Genomic DNA, 20,386 nt, shown 5'->3' on the forward strand with positions numbered 1-20,386 from the left:
GCTGGATCTCGGGGCGTTTGTCGACCTCGTCGATCACCCCGGCCAGTTGTTTACACGGAACGGTCGTCACGAATTCGATCCCGTTCGAGATCAGATCATCCGTGATCCTCTTGTCTATGGTCATTGGCAATTTGCCTTTTCTTTTGTGGATGGATTTCAGGTTCTTCGATAGACGTGAACCGCGCATGGCGCATGGCGCACGACGCGTGCGGCGGTCGAGCCCAGCAGGTAATCGCTGAACCCCGGACGATGCGATCCGATCACGATGCAATCGATGTCGTTGGCCATGGAATAGTCGATGATCGATCGGTAGGTGTGCCCCTTGACGATCTCGGGCGTCACACCCTCCAGGCCATTGGTCTTGTCCTTGAGTAGCTGAACTGCCCGTTCAAACCCTTCGCGGACAGCGTCCTTGTCCAGATACGTGGCTACGGATCCTTGGGGGGCTTCGTGAACGTGCAATGCGGTGATCTGACCGCCCGTCGCAAGAAGGGCCTGTGCCACCTGCAAAGTGTCCGGTGACAGGCCGTGGTCCAGGGCCATGGGAACCAGAATACTATTATACATCGGTGGTCTCCTATTTCGTGGTCAATTCCAGGGGTCCAGCACGATCTTTGGAGCGGCCACGATCCCTTGTCTCAGATCGCGGAAGGCCTGTGCTCCCTGCGACAGCGGGCGTTCTTCGATCCAGTTCAGATCGCCAAGCTTATCATCAAAAATGGCTTGGGCCGTGTCACGGAAATCTTGCGCGGTGTAGGTGTAGGTGCCGATAAAGGTGATCTCCTGCAGGGTTAGTCTACGGACGTCCAATCCGCCTGTGTCCTCTCCCAGTCCAACATGGGCGATCACACCTCCGGGTTCTGCCAGAGCCGAGGCGAGCTCGCGTGTTTTGGCATAGCCCACGGCGTCAATCACCAATGGGGCAGGGTGGCGCGTGACGGTTTCTGCGGTCTGGCCACACCGCTCGCGCAGAAAGGCGCGGCGGCTGTCATTGGGTTCCACGATGGTCACGCTTTCGACCCCCATGGCTTGCAAGGCCAAGGCGGCGGCCAGCCCGATGGCGCCGCCGCCAATCACGATGGCGCGTCGTTCCATGGACGGATGCAGGGCCTCAAGTGCCAGGCGTGCGGCGTGCCAACTCACCGCCAAGGGCTCTGCCAGTGCCGCCTTGTTCAGGGGCACGCTGGCGGGCACGGTCACCAGGTTGCTTTCCGGCATCGAGACATACTGCGCAAAGGCCCCCTCGCGCGGCGGCATCGAGATGATCTGCCGCTCGGTGCACAGGTTTTCGCGTCCTGCAACGCAGGCCGCGCAGACCCCGCAATTCACCAACGGGTTGATTGTCACGCGTCGCCCGCTTTGCGGCCCGCCTTCGATCACCCCGGCCGCCTCGTGTCCCAGGATCAGCGGGGCGGGGCGGCGGGCGTCGTGGCCCAAATAGGCATGCATGTCCGAACCGCAGATGCCGACCGCCGCCACCCGAACCAGATGCTCGCCCACGTTTGAGATCGGGCCGGTCGTGTCGCGATAAGCCAGCGTTTCAACGCCTTCATAGATCAGAGCCTTCATTTCGCTGTGAATCCTCCATCCACCATCAAGGTTTGCCCCGTCACGTAGCCAGACGCGTCAGAGCATAGAAACAGCAGCGGGCCGTCCATGTCGCTGAGCAGCCCATTGCGTCCGATACAAGTTTGCGCTGCGTTGCGAGCGGCGCGGGCATCGTCGGCAAAAACGGCTTGGGTCAATTCGGTTGGAAAGAAACCGGGTCCGATGGCGTTTGCTGTGATGCCGTGTGGTGACCAGGCTTCGGCCATGGCGCGCGTCAGCTGTGATATGCCGCCCTTGCTGGCCCCGTACGCAATGCCGCCGGGAAAGGCGCGGGTGCTTTGCAGCGAGGCGAAATTGACGATCCGACCCCAGCCTTTGGCCTTCATTTCGGGCACAAAAGCCTGGCTTAGGAAGAAGGGCGCAGACAGATTGAGCGCAAGCGTCATGTCCCACCCGTCATCTGTCACGTCATCCGCTGCCTGCCGCGTGTTGACGCCTGCAGCATGGACCAGGATGTCGGGTGCCCCAAAAGGCGCACTAATAGCGTCGCAGGTCGACGGTAACGCGTCCCGATCCGCAACATCGGCGACCACATAGGTCGAGCAGTCGCCGATCTCTCCACAGGTCTCGCGCAGCGCCTCTTCACGCCGCGCCACAACCACGACCTTGGCTCCGGCCGCGGCCAAAGTGCGCGCGGCTTGTCGCCCCAGACCCGAGCTGGCACCGGTGATGGAAGCAACCTTGCCGCTCAGGTCAAAGAGATGTCTTGGGTCAGCCATTTGCAGTCAGATCAAAGGTTTCGTCCGGGAAATACTTGGCCAAACGCACATCAGCTGCGCGAGCATGCCCCTCCATCCCTTCGAGGCGCGAGATGCGGGCCGTGGCCTCGGCCACGGCTTTCGATCCTTCGCGGGTGGCGCGCTGCCAGGTGACGATTTTCATGTATTTGTGTACGCTGAGACCGCCGGTATAGCTGGCCGCGCGCGAGGTGGGCAGCACGTGGTTGGTACCGGTTGCCTTGTCGCCATAGGATACGGTGGTTTCTTCGCCAAGGAACAGCGAGCCATAGCAGGTCAATCGGGCCAGCCACCAATCCAGATCTTCGGCCTGTACGGTCAAATGCTCGGGCGCATACTCATCGGAACAGGCAGCCATCGCCTCACGGTCGGAACACAGGATTACCTCGGCATAGTCGCGCCAAGCGGCCGAGGCGTTGTCGCGGTTCACATCCGGCAGATCATCAATCAGGCCCGGAACCAATTCCATCACCTCTTCGGCCAACTTACGGTCATCCGTGACCAACCAGACGGGTGAGTTGTAGCCATGCTCGGCCTGGCTCACCAGGTCGGTGGCGACGATATGGGCGTCCGCCGTTGAATCGGCCAGGATCAGGCTGTCGGTGGGGCCTGCAATCATGTCGATGCCGACACGACCAAAAAGGATGCGCTTGGCTTCGGCCACGAACTGGTTGCCGGGGCCGACAAGAATGTTGGCTTTGGGCAGGCCAAACAGACCGAATGTCATTGCCGCGACTCCCTGCACACCGCCCATGGCCATGATCTTGTCCGCGCCACAGATGTGGGCGGCATAAACAATAGCCGGGGCCACACCAACGCCAGGGCGGGGGGGCGAGCAGGCGGTGATGTGCTTGCAGCCTGCCACCTTGGCGGTGGTCACGGTCATGATCGCGCTTGCGATGTGGCTGTAGCGTCCGCCTGGCACATAACATCCCGCCGCATCCACGGGGATCGCTTTTTGACCTGTGACGAAGCCCGGCGCGATCTCGGTCTCGACATCGCTGACAGTGCTTTTTTGCAGCTCGGCAAAGCGGCGGACATTGTCATGGGCAAAGCGGATGTCAGCCTTGAGCTTTTCTGGCACCAGGTCACAGGCGGCCTCGATCTCTTCGGCAGTCAAAAGAACGTTGCCCTCGTACTGGTCGAATTTGGCGGCGTATTTCATCGCAACCGCATCTCCACCCGCTTCGATCTCGTCGAGGATCTCCTTGACGATCAGATGGGTCTCGGCGGCGTTCGATTTAGGGGTCAACGTTGCCTGCTTGAGGTATTCGCGTGTCATTGCAGGGAAATCCTATTTGTAGATATCAGGGAGAAGGGTTGTCGAAATCGCAGGTACATATGCGATCAAGAGTACCACGATCAGCATGGTCAGAACAAAGGGCACAGCGCGCGCCGCGATCTTGAGGATCGATTCACCGGTGATGCCAGAGACCACAAAGAGGTTGAGGCCAAGCGGCGGCGTGATGAAGCCAACACCAAGCGCGGTGATCATCATGATGCAGAACTGAATCTCGTTCATGCCTATGTTGTCCGCCAGCGGCTTCAGGATCGGTGCGAGGATCACGATGTTCGGCGTTGTTTCCATTACGCAACCAGCGGCGATCAGGATGCCGATCATCAGCAGGATCAGCACGGCCGGGTCATCGGTCAGGCCGGTCACGGCTGTGACAAATCCTTGCGGAACGCCCATGATCGCCAGAGCTTCGGCCAGGGGGGCTGAGAAGGCGATGATCGGCAGGATGACACCATTGACCTTGGCCGAGCTCACCAGCATGGCCGGAAAGTCCGACAACTTCAGGGTCTTCAAAATGAAGCCCATGATGATGGTGACGACCACGGCGGTCGCGCCTGCCTCGGTCGGGGTCAGACGACCCGAGAAGATGCCATAGAAGATGATGCCGGGAACGATGAAGGCGTACCAACCGGATTTCAGTGATTTGACCAGGTTGGCGGACCATTCACCCATGCTCATGTTGCCGCCGCTTTCATAGCTGTAGAGGCGGTTCATGATGATGTTGGTGACCAGGATCGAAATCAGAATAGCCAAGCCAGGTATGAGGGCGGCGAGGAAAAGCGTCGAAGCGGAAATGCCCAAGACAAGGCCAATGATGATATAGGCGATCGAGGGCGGGATCAGGATGCCAGTACAGGCACCCGCCGCGACCAGCGCGCAGGCATAGGGGCGGGGATAGCCGCTTTCGACCAAGCGGTTGATGGTCATCCGACCAACCGCTGCAGCACCCGCTGCGTCCGAGCCAGAGATGGCCGCGAACATGCCGCAAACCAGAACCGTAGCCGAGCCAAAGCCGCCCTTGGTCCAGCAGGTCAGCGCCTCGGCCACGTCCAGAAACTTGCGACTGAGACCGGTACGCACCAGCACGTCGCCAGTCAGGATAAAGAGCGGAACGGCGGTCAGGGCAAAGGCGTCGATGCCGGTGAACAGGCTCTCGCCAACTGCGCTTAGCGGCAAGTCACCTGACATGATAAGCATGGTGATCGCAGCGGCACCGATGGCGGCCCAGACAGGCACGGCCATGGCGATGAGACCCACGAACATGAGAACGGGCAGATAGAAATCCCAGCCAAGTTCAACGGTTTGATTGACTTGTTGCCAAAGCATGTCGCGTCCCCTCAATCAAACATTTTTTCGCCTTCGAACACGGGGCGACCGGTTCGAAAGTCATTGATATCGCGCCACAAAGACTGCAGCAGACGCCAGGTCATCAGGCCAAAGCCAAGCGGGACGGCCATTAGGAACCACACCATCGAGATGCGCAGGCCGTGGCTCACCGAGCCGAATTTGGCCGAGACATGCACCGTCTCATACGACCAATAGAGGGCGACCAAGGCCACCAAGAGCATCACGAGATCGCCAAAGATGTAGAACACTGCCTTCATCCGCGGCCCGAAGTAATGCAGGATCACGTCGATGCGGATGTGCGCGCGATCTTTGACCGCTGCTGCCGCTCCGATCCAGGCGAGGTAGATGAAGGAATAGCGCACGATCTCTTCACCCCAGATCGAGGAATAGGCAAAAAGCTCGCGTCGGATGACCTCGATCGCCATCGTGGCCACCAACATCACGTAAAACGTCAGAAGCAGCCAGCGCTCTGCGTTTTGATCGATTGATCGCAGGATACTCATTGTAAATCCTTGGCATTCGACATGTCTTGAGATCCGCCATGCGGCGGCAGTCACAAGTCATGTCGTGAAAGGGGTAGGGCAGGCACCGGGGCGGGTGCCTGCAAGATTTGGCGTCAGGCGTCGTGCACGAAGTACTTGCCTTGTGTGCCGGCGGCCTCTTCCATCTTGGCAAAGTTGTCCATCGACCCTGCCAGTTCTTTCTTGAAGTCGTCCCATTCGGACCGCTGATAACCACCGGCCTCTTTCCATTCGCCAAGCTGATCGTCGCTGAGCGAGTGGAATTGCACGCCTGCTTTGGTCAGTTCTGACATCGCAAAAGCGCGCGCAGATGGGACCTTGGACAGGTTCTGGTGCCCGGTCATTTCCGAACCCCACATCACACCCTCTTGCACGTCCGACGGCAGCGAGTTGAACCATTCCAGGTTACAAGAATAGACCTGACTGTCCGGCACGGCTTGGGTAAAGGTCACATGGCTCAGGATATCCTTGAAACCAAAGACATAAAGCGCGCCGACGGACGGATCGAGCGCATCGGCCACGCCCTGTTTGATTGCCGACGGTGTCTCACCCCACGCGACGGGGGTCGGGTTGGCACCGACCATGCGATAGTATTGCTGCAGCATCTTTGAGCCCGGGACGCGGAATTTGACGCCGGACATGTCGCCGGGGCTCATCACCTTGTTGCCACCTTTGCGGACCGCGACGACGCGGGGGTCGATGTTGACGTAAAACAGCGCCTTGAAGCCGTTTGCTTCGACCTTGGGTTCCACTTCGGATTTCCAGAACCCGGACGTGACCAGATTAGTGAAACGCTGGTTAGAGCCACAAAGATAAGGCATGTTGATCAGGTCAACGGTCGAGGCAAACGGCGCAAAGTTCGACAGCGAATGCTGTGCCGCCTGGATGGTGCCGCCCTGAACCTTTTGCACAAGTGCGCCGCCCGCGCCCAACTGCCCGCCCGGGGCCAGCTTGACGTAGACCTTGCCGTTGGTGGCATTCTGGATGTTTTCCTTAAGGTCCAGCTGCATGATCGGATAGCTGCGCGATGCGCCCAGAACATAGGCCGTGGCCACGGTCATGATGTGCTCGGCCGCGGCCTCGCGCTCTTTTTCTTCTTTCGCGGTTTGCGCAGCCGCTTCGGATGACCAAAGAACCCCACCAGCCCCTGCCACCAGGGCCGCAGTAAAGCCGCCGCTGGCGCTGAGTTTCAGAAAATTGCGACGCTCTGCGGATTTCAATCCGTCCTTCTTGATTGTCATGGTGTCTCCTCCCTTTGAATGTGTCAGCTGCCGTTCTTCTTCTCAGATGCGTCAGCTTCTTGTTTCAGAATTGCGACGACGAACAGGATCGCCGCCGCAAACAGAACCAGCATTTCCCCAACGTCGCCAAGGAACGCCCTGTTTGCAAAAGCCCCCAGGGCAACATTTGCGAAAAAGCAGACAAATATGGCGATTGAAGCAGCCAGAAACATCAAACCCTCCCCGGAATGAATCGGTTCTGAATAACGTTGTAAGCGCTTACATAGAAAATGCAAGCGCTTACATGAAGGAATGGCATTTTACCGTATTTGTGCTACACACGACAAAACTGATAGAGCAGATGGCACAATGGGAAAAAGCCGTACCGCACCAACACTTAACGATGTCGCGAAAGAGGCAGGGGTCTCCACGGCCACCGTGTCGCGGTGTCTGAATTCTCCGGCGCGGGTCGTTGATGAAACCCGCAAGCGGGTGCTCAAGGCCGTCGACAAGCTGGGTTACACGCCCAACATCGCGGCCCGGATCATGGCGGCCAATCGCAGTTACAGCATCGGTGCGATCATCCCGACCATGGATAATGCCATCTTTGCGCGCGGACTTCAGGCGTTTCAGGATCAGCTGCGCGAAAAAGGGTATTCCCTGCTGGTGGCCAGCTCGGCCTATCGTCCCGAGATCGAAAAGGACCAGATCCGGACCTTGGTTGCACGCGGGGTTGACGGCCTTTTGCTCATCGGACATGAGCGCAAGCACGAGATTTACGACTATCTTGAACAGCATCAGGTGCCTGCTTTGGTTGCCTGGTCCTACATGCCCGAGGCCAGGCAACCGTCGGTCGGGTTCGACAATCGGGGGGCCATGTGCGATCTGGCCCGCCGCGTATTGGCGGCCGGTCATCGGCACATTGGGTTGATCTCGGGCGTGACCGAAGGCAACGATCGCGCGCTCAGCCGAGTCGAGGGTGTTCGTGATGCGCTGGCCAAAGCGGGCCATGGCGCAGAGACGATGACGCTGATTGAAACACCCTATGGCATCGACAATGGCGCCCGGGCCTTTGCCGAGATGATGCAGCGAAATCCACGCCCTACTGCTGTGATGTGCGGCAACGATGTGCTGGCGGTGGGCGCACTGCGTGAGGCGCAGAGTCTGGGGATTTCGGTGCCGGGTGAGGTCGCAATAACCGGGTTCGACGACATCGAATTGGCGGAGATCATTTCGCCGTCGCTGACTACTGTACACGTGCCCCATCGCGAAATGGGCCGCAAAGCCGCATCCGAGCTGATCGACATGGTCGAGGGACGCTCTGCGGGTCAATCGACCTGTATAAGCACGCACATTGTCTCACGCCATTCCCTGGTCGCGCCCAAGAACTGAGGTGCCGAACCGATGCTCGGTGGGCTCCCGCCCGTCGTCGATGTTTCTTGCGAAACACCTCCTCCCGTTGGGCCGGGCGCCGCGCTGACGCGCGGCGCGGCACCGCAGAACGCTGGCGATCATGTCGGGTCTATTTCGTGCCTACCGCAGGGTCCGGTGATGGCCGGGCCAATGCCGGTGCAGGTCGTCGATCACATAAGGATGGCTGTGCCCGCCCTGCAGGTGAGGGTGGTCGGGCGGCAGGTCCGGGTGGCTGTGGGCGATGATGTCCGGATCACGGCTAGGCCAGAGCACAAGTGCAATCATCAGGGACGCAGCCCCGCCGACCCCCAAGACAACCAAGGTTGGCGTTGCCCCAAACGCGGACATCAGCCAACCGGACAGCGGGTAGGAGATCAGCCAGCAGGCGTGGCTGAGCGTGAACTGCGCAGCAAAGAGCGCAGGGCGATCCTCGGGCTGAGACGACCGTCGCAGCAAGCGACCCGATGGGGTCAGAACAGCAGAATATCCCAGGCCGATCACGAACCAAGCCAACAACACGGCGGGCAGGGTCAGGCCCAACAGATACGACCAGGCGGCCAGGACCAGGGCTACGACCGACATCAGTGCTGCCCCGAAAACCATCACAGGGCGGTCCGGTATGGTCCGCAACACGCGGGGCAACAACAGGGCGGTCACCATGGAACCTGCTCCGAAGCTGCCCAGGACAAAGGCTACGGCCGTTTCGCCCAAGCTCAGATTGCCGCGGATCACCACGACCGTGTTGACCAGCACCATGGCGGCGACCAGGGACAGGGTCATGCAGAGGGCCAACAGCCCGCGCAGGCGCGGGGTGGCCAGATAAATCCGCAAACCGCGCGTGGTCCGGTCCCAGATCCCACGCCGATTGCTTGGCTGGGGCGAGGGCAGGGCGATGGTGACGATCAGCAGCGCCGAGCCCACAAACCCCACGGATGTGCCGACAAACAACGTGTCAAACGCCACCAGGGTCAACAGGACTGCTGCCAGCATTGGGCTGAGCAGGCTTTCCAGGTCATAAGCCAACCGCGACAGCGACAGGGCGTTGGTGTATTCCTCTTCATCGGGGAGCAGGTCGGGGATCGTTGCCTGAAATGTTGGTGAAAACCCGGCCGACGCCGCCTGCATCAGAAAGATCAGAGCATAGATCTGCCAGATCTCGGTCACGAAGGGCAGGCAGATCGCGACGCCGGCCCGCACGACGTCCAGCAGGACCAGCATCGTGCGCCTGTTGATCTGCTCGGCAAAGGCAGCGGCGATTGGGGCCAGGGTCACATAGGCGACCATCTTGATCGTTAGCGCGGTGCCCAGAACCAATCCGGCCTGATCCCCGGCCAGATCGAAGGCCAAGAGCCCAAGCGCCACGGTGGCAAGACCCGTACCCATCAGGGCGACCACTTGGGCCAGAAACATGTGGCGATAGCTGCGGTGTTTCAGAACGCTGAGCATGGGTTACAGATACCGTGTGATTTCTTTGAAATCGGCTGTGCTCTCGGCGCTGCCTTCATCCAGGCAGTGGTCGATGTGATCGTGGATCAGGGCGCGCTTGGCGTTGGTTATCGCCTTTTCCACCGCATGCAGCTGCTGGGCGATGTCGGTGCAGGGGCGCCCTTCTTCGATCATCGCAATGACGCTGTCGAGGTGCCCGCGCGCGCGTTTGAGCCGGGCCGAAATCTTGGGATGCGAGCTGTGGAGATGTGATTTGTCCATGCAGGGAAGGTATCCCCCTGGGGGGGATGTGTCAATCGTGCGGAACCGTGATCAATTCCGGCTAGGGCACTGGGCGCCGCATGATCAGGTTTGTCGGGCGGTCATAGCCTTCGTGACAACCTTGGGAGATCACTGAAAACCCCAGTCTCTCAAATGTCTCGTGGTTCTCGGTCAGCTCGATCCGGGTCTTCAGTTCCAGCGTGGGCAATCCCAAAGTATGCGCTCTGTCAGTGGCAAGCTTGACCAGTCTGCGCGCCAGCCCTTGTCGTTGCATGTCCGTATCCACCGCAAGCTTGCCTAGATACAGGCAATCCGCCTTTGGGCTGAGAAAGACACAGGCCTTTGGTGGCGTCCCGATCACCCAGACCTCTCCCACCTCGCACTGTTTGGCGATTGCGGCAGGGGTGCGCCGTTGAACAGACGAGGGCGGATCAATGCGCCCCTCCATATAGGCAAAGCTGCGTTGGATCAGGTCCAACACCATTGGCACCCTTGGATCATCTGGGGCCAGTCGCGTAGCATCGTCCATTTCGCCGGTCATGGGTCTGATCCATTTCAGCGGGCTGAGCTTGTACAAAGGCATACCCCGCAAACAAACAACCCCGCCGGTTGGGGCGGGGTTGTTCGGTCATTTACTCGGCCGGTGTGGCGGCATCGTTGGGTGGTTCTGGGTCGCTCCCCTTGGAGCCTTTGACCCATTCCCGCGCGCCCTGCATCACCGCATAGAGCACCGGGACCACAACGACACCCACGACCGTTGCCGCCAGCATGCCGCCAAAGACGGCCACACCGATGGCTTTCTGGCTGGCCGCGCCCGCGCCACTGGCTGCAAGCAGCGGCACAACACCCAGCAGGAAGGACAGGGCCGTCATCATCACCGCGCGGAAACGCTGGTGCGCGGCCTCGGCTGCGGCCTCGCGGATACTCAACCCTGCGGCCCGTTGCTCCATTGCGAACTCGACAATCAGAATGCCGTTCTTGGCCGCCATCCCAATCAGCATGATCATTCCGATCTGGGTGTAGAGGTTGATGTCACTGCCCACCACCGCCACAGCGGCCACAGCCCCGAACAGGGCCACAATTACCGACAGCAGGATCGACACCGGCATTGTCCAGCTTTCGTATTGCGCCACAAGGAACAGATATCCGAACAGGACTGCCAGCATCAGGATCACCTGCACAAGGCCAGCCGAATCCAGCTGCTGCTGCGCCGTTCCTGTCCATTCATAGGCATAGCCCGGGGGCAGCGCGGTTTGAGAGGTTTCGGTCATCACCCGGATCGCATCACCTGTCGACAGACCAGCGGCCGGGACGGCTGTCACCGTGGCCGAGCGGAACAGGTTGTGCCGTTTGAGCAGAACCGGCCCCAGCACGTTTTCCACATCGATCAGCGTGCCGAGCGGCACCATCTCGCCTTTGGTGGAGCGCACATAAAGGTTGCCGATGTCATCCACCTTGTTCCGGTACGAGCCGTCTGCTTGGATCATCACGCGGTAGACCCGGCCAAACAGGTTGAAGTCGTTGACATAATACGACCCCAGATGCGCCTGCATGGTCTGGAACACCTCGGCAACGGACACCTGCAGCGTCTTGGCCTTTTCGCGGTCCAGATCCACAAAGAGTTGCGGAACGTTGGCGCGGAAAGTGGTATAGGCCTGCGCGATCTCATCGCTCTGGTTGGCGGCATATACAAATGACCCCACAGCTGCGGCCAGATCCTGGGCTGAGCCACCTGCGGTTTGTTGCACCTCCATCTCGACCCCGGCGGACATGCCAAGGCCCTGAATGGGGGGCGGGTTGAAGGCCACGATTGACGCTGCAGCCTCGCCATAAGCCACGCCAAGCACCTGTTCCAGGATGCCATTGGCGCTCAGCTCATCCGTCTGACGTTCGTCCCAATTCTCGAGGTTGACGATGATCATCGCACCATTGGTGATCAGCCCGTTGAGCAACGAGAAGCCATTCACCAGAACCGTGTTGGCCACGCCCGGGATCTCGCGCAACTGCTCGTTGACGCGGGCGGTGACCTCTTCGGTCCGGCCCAGGGTCGCCGCATCAGGCAATTGGACGTCGACAAAAAGATAGCCGTTGTCCTCGAGCGGGATGAACCCCTTGGAGGTGCTCGAGAACAGTACACCGGTGCCGACGCCAAAGGCCGCGATGATCGCGAGACCAATCAGCGGCACCCGCAGCAGGCGACGCACGATGCCGACATAGCCGGTACGCATCCCGCCGATAAAGCCCTCGAACATCGCCAGCAGTCCCGTGGGGGGGCCTGAACGGGCCTTGAGCACTAGAGCACACATGGCAGGCGAAAGTGTCAGCGCGTTGATCGACGAGATCACAACAGCGGTCGAGATGGTTACGGCAAACTGCGAATAGAGCCGCCCGGTGATGCCCGGCATGAAGGTTACAGGCACAAACACAGCCAACAGAACCAGGGTCGTCGCAATGACTGGGCCAGTGATCTGTCCCATCGCCTTGCGCGTCGCCTCGGCAGGCTCCAAACCTTCTTCGGCGATGATGCGTTCGACGTTTTCCACCACAACAATCGCGTCATCCACAACGATGCCGATGGCCAGCACCAACGCAAAAAGCGAGATGGTGTTCAGCGACATGCCAAAGGCCAGCAAAAAGGCAAATGTACCGATTAGCGATACGGGGATTGCCACGGCGGGGATTAGGGTGGCCCGGAACGACCCCAGGAAGATGAACACCACCGAGATCACCAACGCAAATGTCAGCATCAGGGTCGAGACCACGTCATTCAGCGATTGTTCGACAAAGTCGGTGGAGTTGAAAGGGATCTCATACTGCACATCATCCGGGAAGGTGCGCGACAGGCGCTCCAGCTCGGCTGTGACACGATCGGATACGGCCAGCGCGTTGGCGCCGGGTGCCTGATAGATACCCAATACGGTCGCTGGCTGACCTTCATAAAAACCCGAGGCGGAGTAGAACTGCGCGCCCAGTTCAACCTTGGCGATGTCTCTGATCCGCACCACTGAACCGGCATCACCGGTCCGAACGACGATGTCTTCGAACTCTTTAGCGGTGGTCAGGCGGCCCTTGGTCTTGATCGTGTACTGAAAGGTCTGATCGTTGGGCACCGGGGGCGAGCCGATGGCGCCTGCCGAAACTTCGGTGTTTTGTTCACGGATGGCGTTAATGACATCGCCGGGTGTGATCTTCAGTCCCGCCATCTGATCGGGGTCCATCCAGACCCGCATGGCATAGCTCAGGTCGGTCAGCACGTCCGCCTTACCAACCCCTGCAACCCGCGCCAGCGCGTCCTTGAGGTTAATCGAGGCATAGTTCGACAGGAACACGTCATCATAGGTGCCGCCGGGCGAAGTCAGCGTGATCACCATAAGCATGTTTGTCGACGACTTTTGCGTCACCACGCCCGATGATGTCACCTCGGACGGGAGCGAGGCCATCGCCTGCGCCACGCGGTTTTGCACGTTCACCGATGCGATGTCGGGATCTGTGCCCACCTCAAACGTGACGTTGAGCGAGTAGGACCCGTTGTCGGCCGAGGTGGACGTCATGTAGATCATGTCGTCCACACCGTTGACCTGCGCCTCGATCGGGGCGGCAACCGCGTTTTCGACGGTTTCGGCGTTGGCGCCGGTATAGTTGGCGGTCACGCCAACAACCGGCGGCGTGATGTCCGGGAATTGGGCCACCGGAAGGGCGAAATAGCCGATGCCGCCCAAGATGGTCAGTACCAGCGAAATCACGAGGGCCGTCTTGGGACGGCGGATGAAAATGGCTGAGAACATCGATCAGTCTCCGATGCTTTCAGAGGCCGTCACCGCGTCCACGGCCACGCCCGGACGCACGCGCTGCAACCCTTCTACAATCACGCTTTCACCTGCTTGCAACCCGTCCAGAACGATGATGGCGGTGTCGACCACTTCGCCGGTGGTGATGTAGCGCTGTTCGGCCATCTGCTGAGAGTTCACCACCAGCACAAAGTCGCCGCGCTGATCGCGCTGCAGGGCCGCTTGGGGCACCAGAACGCGCGGCGTCGGCTCCAACGCCTGGATGCGCACATGTAGGAACGCGCCGTCGACGATCAGGCGGGCTGCGTTCTCGAACTGCGCGCGCAGTGTGATCGAGCCGGTCAGTGGATCGATGCGGTTGTCGACAAAGATGATTTTACCTGCTTCATCCAACGGAGTGCCATTGGGCAGTTCCAGGAACACTTCGGGGCTCTGACCACTCTCGGCAAGCGACGCTGTTGTCTGGTCCAGCTGTTCGAGCACCGTGATCAACTGCTTTTCGTTCAGTGAAAAGGTCACGTAGATCGGGCTTTCGCGCACGATGGTGACCAGCGGCGGGTTCGATGGTCCCACGATATCGCCAATCGAAATCTCGGTCCTGCCAATGCGACCCGCAAATGGGGCGTGGATCTCGGTATAGCTCAGGTCCAAATCGGCTTGTTGGATTGCTGCCTGAGCTGCCTTGACGTCTGCTTCGGCAACCAACTCGTTGGCGCGTGCGATGTCGCGCTCAGACACGGGAACCGCGTCACGCCGGAGCAGTTCCTCTTTCCGGGCCAGCTCCAGCTTGGCCAGTTCCAACTGCGCTTCGGCGCGATCCAGATCGGCATTGCGCGCTTCGAGCGTGGCTTGGTACAGGTCCGGCTCGATCTCGAACAGCAGATCGCCCTGATCAACCGAACTGCCGTCTTCGACCTGCTTGCTTTGCAGAAATCCGCCGACACGGGCCACAATGGACACTTTGTCGATGGCTTCGCCTCGACCGATAAAGGCGGCCTCATCCGTGATATCCTGGGTGTACGCGGCGGCCACGCTGACCTTGGGGGCGGGGGCGGCTGCCTCGTCCTGGGCATAGGCGGGCGCGGTCACCAGACCGATGGCTGCGGCAAAGCCAAAAAGGGTCGGCCGCAACGCCTGGCCTGTGGGTGAGCGGAAGTATTCGGATATGGCGACCATGCGCAAAGCCTCTCGGAATATGTGATGTGCACGAACAACCGCGCTCATCGGACATGCTCCGACAATCGCTGCGAGTCGGCGATTATTTGTTTACAGGATGGCCGCAATCGACGAATTTCTCAACCCGACGTTTTCCATACCTCCGGCGGGCTCTCTATTGATCCAAAAATGTTTTTTCCGTTTGCAGGCCCGGGTTCTCCCAGTACGCTGGACCCGGTTGCAAGGGTTGTGAACACGCAGTGCGAGGGCATCATGTCAGAGTTCCAGAAGATGCGGAATTTTGTCTTTTTCCTGGACGACGGGTTTACCATGCAAGCGTTTTCCTCGGCCGTCGAGGTTCTGCGCCTTGTCCGCAAGCTCCGGCCGGATGCCGGATACAACTATAGTGTGGTGGCCTTGAGCGACAGGCCGGTGGCCGCATCGAATGGCCTGCAATTGATCCCGGATGCCCGAATTGAGGCGGTGCCGCCGCGCGCGGTCGTCGTTGCTGTGTCAGGGGCCCATGCCAATCAGGCCAAGGCCCCCGGCTTTGTTGCGCGTCTGCGGGATTGGGCGCGGCGCGGGCATCCGGTGTGGGGTATTTCGTCAGGCGTGGTGCGGCTGGCGCAGGCGGGGTTGTTGGATGGACGCCGCGTCGCCGCTCATTGGGAGGATGTGCAGTATCTGCGTCAAACCCATGATCAGGTTCAGGTCAGCGCCGCACTATTTGCCAGCGACGGGCGGGTCGCCACATGCGCGGGCGGCGGGGCGGCCACGGACATGATGCTCTGGGTCATCGCGCGCGATCTGGGGGCACAGGTGGCCGACGATATTGCTGCCCGGCTGGTGATCGATGCGGTGCGAGACGGTCGAACCTCGCAACGGCGTGTGTCCGATATGCGGTTCGAAACCGCCAACGGGCCGGTCTATGCCGCGCTGGGCGTGATGCGGGCCAACTTGTTCACGCCGCTGTCAATCGCCCAAGTCGCAGACTCCCAAGGCATCTCGCAACGACAACTGGAACGGTTGTTTGTGCAAGAGTTCAACCGCACCCCGTCGCGTGTTTACACCGAATTGAGGCTGGAGGACGCGCGTCTGGATGTCTTGTCCGCGCGTCGCAGCCTGACCGAGATCGCCATGGACTATGGCTATTCCCCGGCAACATTTGCGCGCAACTATCAGAAAATATTTGGTGTTCTGCCCTCGGATGATCGCCGCGAAAGCGGGGCCGCCATGTCGTGAGGCGAGCGGTTCCATGTCGAAAACTCGAAGGTGGCAAGTGGCGGCGCGGGTTACCTGAGGGCAAACGGACAAGGACCTTATGTCATGAATGCCCCCTTGATCATGGTTGCCCCCAACGGTGCGCGCCGCGGCACGGCCGACCATCCCTCACTGCCCATAGACCTGTATGACACCATTGAAACCGCACGGGCGTGCCATCGTGCGGGGGCGGATGCGCTGCATCTGCACGTGCGTGACTGTGACAGTCGCCATTCCCTGGACGTCGGGCGATACCGAGAAGCTCTGGCTGCTTTGAAGGCTGGGGTTCCCGGGCTTACGCTGCAAATCACTACCGAAGCCGCTGGGATGTACACGCCGCAAGAGCAGTTTGATTGCGTCGAAGGAGTTCGCCCCGAATGGGCCAGCATTTCGCTGCGCGAGATCAACCGTGCACCGGAGTTGGCCGAGCGTCTCTATGCCTTGTGCGCAGATCAAGGTACGCGTGTACAGCACATCGCCTATGACGCCTCGGATCTGAAGTTGCTGCAAGACTGGCGGCAGCGTGGGATCGTCCGCCCGGTTCAGGATGAGGTCATCTGCGTACTGGGCGCATATGCCCCACCGCGTGCGGGAACGCCTAACGATTTGACGCCCTTGCTGCCTTTGCTTGACGGATTGCGCTTTGCTGTCTGCGCCTTTGGCCCGCACGAGGAAGCCTGCCTGCTGGCCGCCGCCGAAAAGGGCGCTGATATCTTGCGGGTCGGGTTCGAAAACAATCTGACCGCCCCTGATGGTACGCTTTGGCGCAGCAACGCCGATGCTGTATCCTCGTTGAAAGCCCGTTTTGAAAGGAACGCCGCATGAGCCATGTTTTCCCTCGTCATTGCCACGCAAGCCTGCCCACAGCTGTGGCTGGCGATGGCTGTTATCTGATCGACAGCAATGGCAAACGCTATTTTGATGCCTCTGGTGGGGCGGCAGTGTCCTGTCTGGGCCATTCGAACGCGCCCGTGCGCGAGGCGATCAAAGCGCAGATCGACGCGTTGGCTTTTGCACACACAGGGTTCTTTACCTCCGATCCCGCCGAACAACTGGCCGATCTTTTGGTGGCCAACGCGCCCAATGGCATTGACCGGGTCTATTTCGTGTCTGGGGGGTCCGAGGCAGTTGAGGCCGCGATCAAGCTGGCGCGGCAGTATTACCTGGAAATCGGTCAACCCGAACGCCGCAACCTGATTGCCCGGCGTCAGAGCTATCACGGCAACACCCTGGGCGCGCTGGCCGCAGGCGGCAACGCCTGGCGGCGGCAACAGTTCGACCCGCTGCTGATCGGGGTGAGCCACATCGCGCCCTGCTATGAATATGCCGAGCGCGGCGCAGAGGAGAGCCTTGCCGACTATGGCCAGCGGGTGGCCAATGAGCTGGAAGAGGAAATCCAGCACCTTGGCCCTGAAACGGTGATGGCCTTTGTCGCCGAACCGGTTGTCGGAGCGACCCTGGGCGCCGTGCCAGCCGTCGAAGGCTATTATGCGCGCATCCGTGAGGTTTGCGACCAATACGGCGTGCTGCTGATCCTGGACGAGGTGATGTGCGGAATGGGTCGAACGGGGCATCTGTTTGCCTGCGATGGCGAAAGGGTGCGCCCCGACATCATCACCATCGCAAAGGGGTTGGGGGCAGGGTATCAACCGGTGGGCGCGATGCTTTGCTCAAGTGCGATTTATGACGCGATCGCAAAGGGTTCAGGGTTCTTTCAACACGGGCATACTTACATCGGGCATCCCACCGCAACTGCTGCGGGTTTGGCCGTGGTCAAGCAACTGCTGGACCCGGCGATGTTGCCGCGCGTTCGGGAATTGGGCAGCCTTGTCGAGACAGCCCTGCACAGCACGTTGGGCCAGTACGCGCATGTGGGCGACATCCGGGGGCGGGGTCTGTTCTGGGGTGTGGAACTGGTCGAGGACCGCGAGACCAAGGCTCCCTTTGATCCGGGCCGGGGTCTGGCGGGCAAGATCAAGAAGACGGCGGTGGCTGAGGGGCTGATTTGTTATCCGATGCCGGGCACGCGGGATGGGCGCGTGGGCGATCATGTGCTGCTGGCACCGCCCTTTATTATGTCGGACGAGGACCCGCAGTTGATTGCGGACCGATTAGCCACCGCGATAAACATAGCCTTGTCCTGAACAGTCTTTCATTGTTTGCGGCATTGTTCTTGAAATGGGGACAATGCCGCACTGAAATGAACCGCTACCGGTCGGCTCCCAAAGGAATCTTTTGGCCTTTTCAAAAAATTGGCGCAGAATAGCGGCAAAATTTTTGGGGGAAGGTCTAATGAAGAAGATCATTTTCATCGCGCTGATTCCGGCGCTTGTGGCCGCGTGTGCCAGCCCGATCCGCAGCATTCCCGCTGGCGTGCAGTCGCAGAAATCGGCGTGTGTCAGCGGCAACTATGACGCTTGCTCGGAAATCGGCCATGCGGTTCGCGATGCCGAAGGCGGCACGACGGCGCAGACACAACAGCAGAATTTTGTACTGTCTCAGCCGATCGTCGACTAAGACAAAGGATCAACGCAAAAGCGCCCGCTGTCGAAAGGACTGCGGGCGCTTTGTCATGCTCAGCTGAGCACATAATCAGTCGCGGGTGCCCGAAAACCGCTCTTGCCAGTCTTCGCGCTGCTCGTCGGTGATCTTGGCAAAAAGCACCTCTGGCACGGTGAACTCATGCCCGGCGGGCAGGGCGTTCAGCGCCGCGTCGACATCGTCGGGCCAGCTGGTATCCAGCGTGTTCATTGCACTTAGCATCTTGGCTGATGCGGTCGGGATGAAGGGCGCGCTCAGCACTGCGTAGAACCGGATCAGGTTCAGACCCATGCGCACCTGACCAGCGGCCTTTTCAGGATCAGTCTTGAACGCGGTCCATGGCGCGGTGTTCTGCAGGTATTCGTTGCCTGCGACCCAGATCGCGCGCAACTCTTGCGCCGACTTGCGAACCTCCATCGCTTCCATGTGCTGCTCATATGCGCGCACCCGGGTGGTCAGGTCAGCAATCAACGCCTTTTCCGCCTCGCCATAAGCACCATCCGGCACCGCTTCGGAGAATTTTGAACGGCAGAACTTGGTGATGCGGCTGACAAAGTTGCCAAGCACATCGGCCAGATCCTTGTTCACCGAGGTCTGGAAGTTCTCCCAGGTGAATTCGCTGTCTGAGTTTTCGGGTGCATGGCTCAAGAGCCACCAGCGCCAGTAATCCGCGGGCAGGATATCCAGCGCCTGATCCATGAACACGCCGCGCCCCTGGCTGGTCGAGAACTGGCCGCCGTCATAGTTCAGGTAGTTGAAGGATTTCAGGTGATCGACCATCTTCCATGGCTCGCCCGAACCCAGAATGGTGGCAGGGAAGCTCAGCGTGTGGAAGGGCACGTTGTCCTTGCCCATGAACTGGACGTACTTCACGTCTTCCGCGCCTTTGTCGGTGCGCCACCAGCGTTCCCAGTCCGCGTCCGACCTGCTGGTCGCCTCGGCCCATTCACCGGCGCAGGCGATGTATTCGATGGGGGCGTCGAACCAGACGTAGAACACTTTGCCCTCCATGCCGGGCCAATCTTCGTCGCCTTTCTTGACCGGAACACCCCAGTCCAGATCGCGAGTGATGCCGCGATCCTGCAACCCGTCACCATCATGCAGCCACTTCTTGGCGATGGACGTGGTCAGCACCGGCCAATCCGCCTTGCTGTCGATCCAGGCGTCCAACTGATCCTTGAGCTGCGATTGGCACAGGTACAGGTGCTTGGTTTCGCGAACCTCCAGATCGGTCGAGCCCGAGATGGCCGAGCGCGGATCAATCAGGTCAGTGGGGTCGAGTTGCTTGGTGCAGTTTTCGCACTGATCGCCGCGTGCTTTTTCATAACCACAGTTGGGGCAGGTGCCTTCGATATAGCGATCCGGCAGGAACCGGCCATCGGCGTTGGAATAAACCTGTTTTTCGCTGACTTCGCGGATCAACCCGGCCTCGGCCAGCTTGCCTGCAAAATGCTGGGTCAACTTGTGGTTCTGCGGGCTGGACGAGCGGCCAAAGTGGTCAAAGCTCAGCCCAAAGCGGTCGGCGATGTCCGACTGCACCCCGTGCATCTCGGCGCAATATTCCGCCACCGGTTTGCCTGCCTTGGCGGCTGCCAGTTCGGCCGGGGTGCCGTGTTCATCGGTGGCACACAGAAACATGACCTCGTTGCCACGGCCGCGGTTGTACCGCGCATACAGGTCTGCAGGCAGCTGCGAGCCGATCAGATTGCCGAGGTGCTTGATCCCGTTGATGTAGGGAATCGCCGAGGTGATGAGAATCCGTGCCATATTCGTATCCGTCTGATGTCTGTGG

At 60.1% G+C, this 20,386-nt stretch carries 19 protein-coding genes and 1 pseudogene; 5 read left to right on the forward strand and 15 right to left on the reverse strand.

Annotated features, from left to right (window positions below; translation table 11 throughout):
* The 9 genes and pseudogenes from TRM7615_RS26185 to TRM7615_RS22925 all read right to left on the reverse strand — a co-directional run.
* Window positions 1-124 (reverse strand): annotated as a pseudogene (locus tag TRM7615_RS26185) (sulfopyruvate decarboxylase subunit alpha); the annotation flags it as partial.
* A 32-nt stretch (window positions 125-156) separates the two neighbouring features.
* On the reverse strand, window positions 157-567 hold the full coding sequence (locus TRM7615_RS22890; protein ID WP_108792138.1) for a universal stress protein: 411 nt from the start codon (window positions 565-567) through the stop codon (window positions 157-159).
* Between the two features lie 21 nt (window positions 568-588).
* Window positions 589-1,569, reverse strand: coding sequence for an alcohol dehydrogenase catalytic domain-containing protein (locus tag TRM7615_RS22895; RefSeq protein WP_108792140.1), 981 nt, complete (start codon window positions 1,567-1,569; stop codon window positions 589-591).
* Entirely contained in the window at window positions 1,566-2,327 is a 762-nt protein-coding gene (locus TRM7615_RS22900) for an SDR family NAD(P)-dependent oxidoreductase (protein WP_108792142.1), read from the reverse strand. Before TRM7615_RS22900 ends, TRM7615_RS22895 begins: the two co-directional genes overlap by 4 nt.
* Window positions 2,320-3,627: a histidinol dehydrogenase gene (gene hisD / locus TRM7615_RS22905; protein ID WP_108792144.1), complete on the reverse strand. Its 1,308-nt coding sequence runs from the start codon at window positions 3,625-3,627 to the stop codon at window positions 2,320-2,322. Before hisD ends, TRM7615_RS22900 begins: the two co-directional genes overlap by 8 nt.
* 12 nt (window positions 3,628-3,639) lie before the next feature.
* Window positions 3,640-4,968, reverse strand: a complete 1,329-nt coding sequence (locus TRM7615_RS22910) for a TRAP transporter large permease (RefSeq protein WP_108792146.1) — start codon at window positions 4,966-4,968, stop codon at window positions 3,640-3,642.
* Between the two features lie 11 nt (window positions 4,969-4,979).
* Window positions 4,980-5,492: a TRAP transporter small permease gene (locus TRM7615_RS22915; RefSeq protein ID WP_108792148.1), complete on the reverse strand. Its 513-nt coding sequence runs from the start codon at window positions 5,490-5,492 to the stop codon at window positions 4,980-4,982.
* 113 nt (window positions 5,493-5,605) lie between these two features.
* The gene (locus TRM7615_RS22920) at window positions 5,606-6,751 is read right to left on the reverse strand and encodes a TRAP transporter substrate-binding protein (RefSeq protein ID WP_108792150.1); all 1,146 of its coding nucleotides are present in this window, start codon (window positions 6,749-6,751) and stop codon (window positions 5,606-5,608) included.
* A 23-nt stretch (window positions 6,752-6,774) separates the two neighbouring features.
* Window positions 6,775-6,963, reverse strand: coding sequence for a hypothetical protein (locus TRM7615_RS22925; RefSeq protein ID WP_108792152.1), 189 nt, complete (start codon window positions 6,961-6,963; stop codon window positions 6,775-6,777).
* A 136-nt stretch (window positions 6,964-7,099) separates the two neighbouring features.
* On the opposite strand from TRM7615_RS22925, the gene TRM7615_RS22930 reads away from it, so the two are divergent.
* Window positions 7,100-8,122, forward strand: coding sequence for a LacI family DNA-binding transcriptional regulator (locus TRM7615_RS22930; protein ID WP_108792154.1), 1,023 nt, complete (start codon window positions 7,100-7,102; stop codon window positions 8,120-8,122).
* A 141-nt stretch (window positions 8,123-8,263) separates the two neighbouring features.
* Here TRM7615_RS22930 and TRM7615_RS22935 read toward each other — a convergent pair whose 3' ends face one another.
* From TRM7615_RS22935 to TRM7615_RS22955, 5 genes are all read right to left on the reverse strand, one after another.
* Window positions 8,264-9,589 (reverse strand): MFS transporter, encoded by a 1,326-nt coding sequence (locus TRM7615_RS22935; protein WP_108792156.1) that lies wholly within the window; start codon window positions 9,587-9,589, stop codon window positions 8,264-8,266.
* 3 nt (window positions 9,590-9,592) lie between these two features.
* Window positions 9,593-9,850 carry a metal-sensing transcriptional repressor gene (locus tag TRM7615_RS22940; protein WP_108792158.1) on the reverse strand — a complete coding sequence of 86 codons (258 nt, stop codon included), beginning with the start codon at window positions 9,848-9,850 and terminating at the stop codon, window positions 9,593-9,595.
* Between the two features lie 61 nt (window positions 9,851-9,911).
* Window positions 9,912-10,391 (reverse strand): GNAT family N-acetyltransferase, encoded by a 480-nt coding sequence (locus TRM7615_RS22945; protein ID WP_235824189.1) that lies wholly within the window; start codon window positions 10,389-10,391, stop codon window positions 9,912-9,914.
* 91 nt (window positions 10,392-10,482) lie between these two features.
* Window positions 10,483-13,635, reverse strand: a complete 3,153-nt coding sequence (locus tag TRM7615_RS22950) for an efflux RND transporter permease subunit (protein ID WP_108792160.1) — start codon at window positions 13,633-13,635, stop codon at window positions 10,483-10,485.
* 3 nt (window positions 13,636-13,638) lie between these two features.
* The gene (locus TRM7615_RS22955) at window positions 13,639-14,862 is read right to left on the reverse strand and encodes an efflux RND transporter periplasmic adaptor subunit (protein WP_235824190.1); all 1,224 of its coding nucleotides are present in this window, start codon (window positions 14,860-14,862) and stop codon (window positions 13,639-13,641) included.
* Between the two features lie 204 nt (window positions 14,863-15,066).
* Here TRM7615_RS22955 and TRM7615_RS22960 point away from each other — a divergent pair, with 204 nt between their 5' ends.
* From TRM7615_RS22960 to TRM7615_RS22975, 4 genes are all read left to right on the forward strand, one after another.
* Window positions 15,067-16,035 (forward strand): GlxA family transcriptional regulator, encoded by a 969-nt coding sequence (locus TRM7615_RS22960; protein ID WP_165821502.1) that lies wholly within the window; start codon window positions 15,067-15,069, stop codon window positions 16,033-16,035.
* An 84-nt stretch (window positions 16,036-16,119) separates the two neighbouring features.
* The gene (locus TRM7615_RS22965) at window positions 16,120-16,878 is read left to right on the forward strand and encodes a beta-keto acid cleavage family enzyme (RefSeq protein WP_108792166.1); all 759 of its coding nucleotides are present in this window, start codon (window positions 16,120-16,122) and stop codon (window positions 16,876-16,878) included.
* Window positions 16,875-18,197: an aspartate aminotransferase family protein gene (locus TRM7615_RS22970; protein ID WP_108792168.1), complete on the forward strand. Its 1,323-nt coding sequence runs from the start codon at window positions 16,875-16,877 to the stop codon at window positions 18,195-18,197. The genes TRM7615_RS22965 and TRM7615_RS22970 overlap by 4 nt, the downstream gene beginning before the upstream one ends.
* A gap of 148 nt (window positions 18,198-18,345) precedes the next feature.
* On the forward strand, window positions 18,346-18,570 hold the full coding sequence (locus TRM7615_RS22975) for a lipoprotein (RefSeq protein ID WP_108792170.1): 225 nt from the start codon (window positions 18,346-18,348) through the stop codon (window positions 18,568-18,570).
* Between the two features lie 75 nt (window positions 18,571-18,645).
* Here TRM7615_RS22975 and metG read toward each other — a convergent pair whose 3' ends face one another.
* Window positions 18,646-20,361, reverse strand: a complete 1,716-nt coding sequence (metG, locus tag TRM7615_RS22980; protein ID WP_108792172.1) for a methionine--tRNA ligase — start codon at window positions 20,359-20,361, stop codon at window positions 18,646-18,648.
* Between the last annotated feature and the right edge of the window lie 25 nt (window positions 20,362-20,386).

Source organism: Falsiruegeria mediterranea M17, from assembly GCF_900302455.1.
Classification (GTDB): domain Bacteria; phylum Pseudomonadota; class Alphaproteobacteria; order Rhodobacterales; family Rhodobacteraceae; genus Falsiruegeria; species Falsiruegeria mediterranea.

Coding starts and splice junctions, on each gene's coding strand:
- TRM7615_RS22890 (WP_108792138.1), bottom strand. CDS start 567: ATGTATAATAGTATTCTGGTTCCCATGGCCCTGGACCACGGCCTGTCA.
- TRM7615_RS22895 (WP_108792140.1), bottom strand. CDS start 1,569: ATGAAGGCTCTGATCTATGAAGGCGTTGAAACGCTGGCTTATCGCGAC.
- TRM7615_RS22900 (WP_108792142.1), bottom strand. CDS start 2,327: ATGGCTGACCCAAGACATCTCTTTGACCTGAGCGGCAAGGTTGCTTCC.
- hisD (WP_108792144.1), bottom strand. CDS start 3,627: ATGACACGCGAATACCTCAAGCAGGCAACGTTGACCCCTAAATCGAAC.
- TRM7615_RS22910 (WP_108792146.1), bottom strand. CDS start 4,968: ATGCTTTGGCAACAAGTCAATCAAACCGTTGAACTTGGCTGGGATTTC.
- TRM7615_RS22915 (WP_108792148.1), bottom strand. CDS start 5,492: ATGAGTATCCTGCGATCAATCGATCAAAACGCAGAGCGCTGGCTGCTT.
- TRM7615_RS22920 (WP_108792150.1), bottom strand. CDS start 6,751: ATGACAATCAAGAAGGACGGATTGAAATCCGCAGAGCGTCGCAATTTT.
- TRM7615_RS22925 (WP_108792152.1), bottom strand. CDS start 6,963: ATGTTTCTGGCTGCTTCAATCGCCATATTTGTCTGCTTTTTCGCAAAT.
- TRM7615_RS22930 (WP_108792154.1), top strand. CDS start 7,100: ATGGGAAAAAGCCGTACCGCACCAACACTTAACGATGTCGCGAAAGAG.
- TRM7615_RS22935 (WP_108792156.1), bottom strand. CDS start 9,589: ATGCTCAGCGTTCTGAAACACCGCAGCTATCGCCACATGTTTCTGGCC.
- TRM7615_RS22940 (WP_108792158.1), bottom strand. CDS start 9,850: ATGGACAAATCACATCTCCACAGCTCGCATCCCAAGATTTCGGCCCGG.
- TRM7615_RS22945 (WP_235824189.1), bottom strand. CDS start 10,391: ATGACCGGCGAAATGGACGATGCTACGCGACTGGCCCCAGATGATCCA.
- TRM7615_RS22950 (WP_108792160.1), bottom strand. CDS start 13,635: ATGTTCTCAGCCATTTTCATCCGCCGTCCCAAGACGGCCCTCGTGATT.
- TRM7615_RS22955 (WP_235824190.1), bottom strand. CDS start 14,862: ATGAGCGCGGTTGTTCGTGCACATCACATATTCCGAGAGGCTTTGCGC.
- TRM7615_RS22960 (WP_165821502.1), top strand. CDS start 15,067: ATGTCAGAGTTCCAGAAGATGCGGAATTTTGTCTTTTTCCTGGACGAC.
- TRM7615_RS22965 (WP_108792166.1), top strand. CDS start 16,120: ATGAATGCCCCCTTGATCATGGTTGCCCCCAACGGTGCGCGCCGCGGC.
- TRM7615_RS22970 (WP_108792168.1), top strand. CDS start 16,875: ATGAGCCATGTTTTCCCTCGTCATTGCCACGCAAGCCTGCCCACAGCT.
- TRM7615_RS22975 (WP_108792170.1), top strand. CDS start 18,346: ATGAAGAAGATCATTTTCATCGCGCTGATTCCGGCGCTTGTGGCCGCG.
- metG (WP_108792172.1), bottom strand. CDS start 20,361: ATGGCACGGATTCTCATCACCTCGGCGATTCCCTACATCAACGGGATC.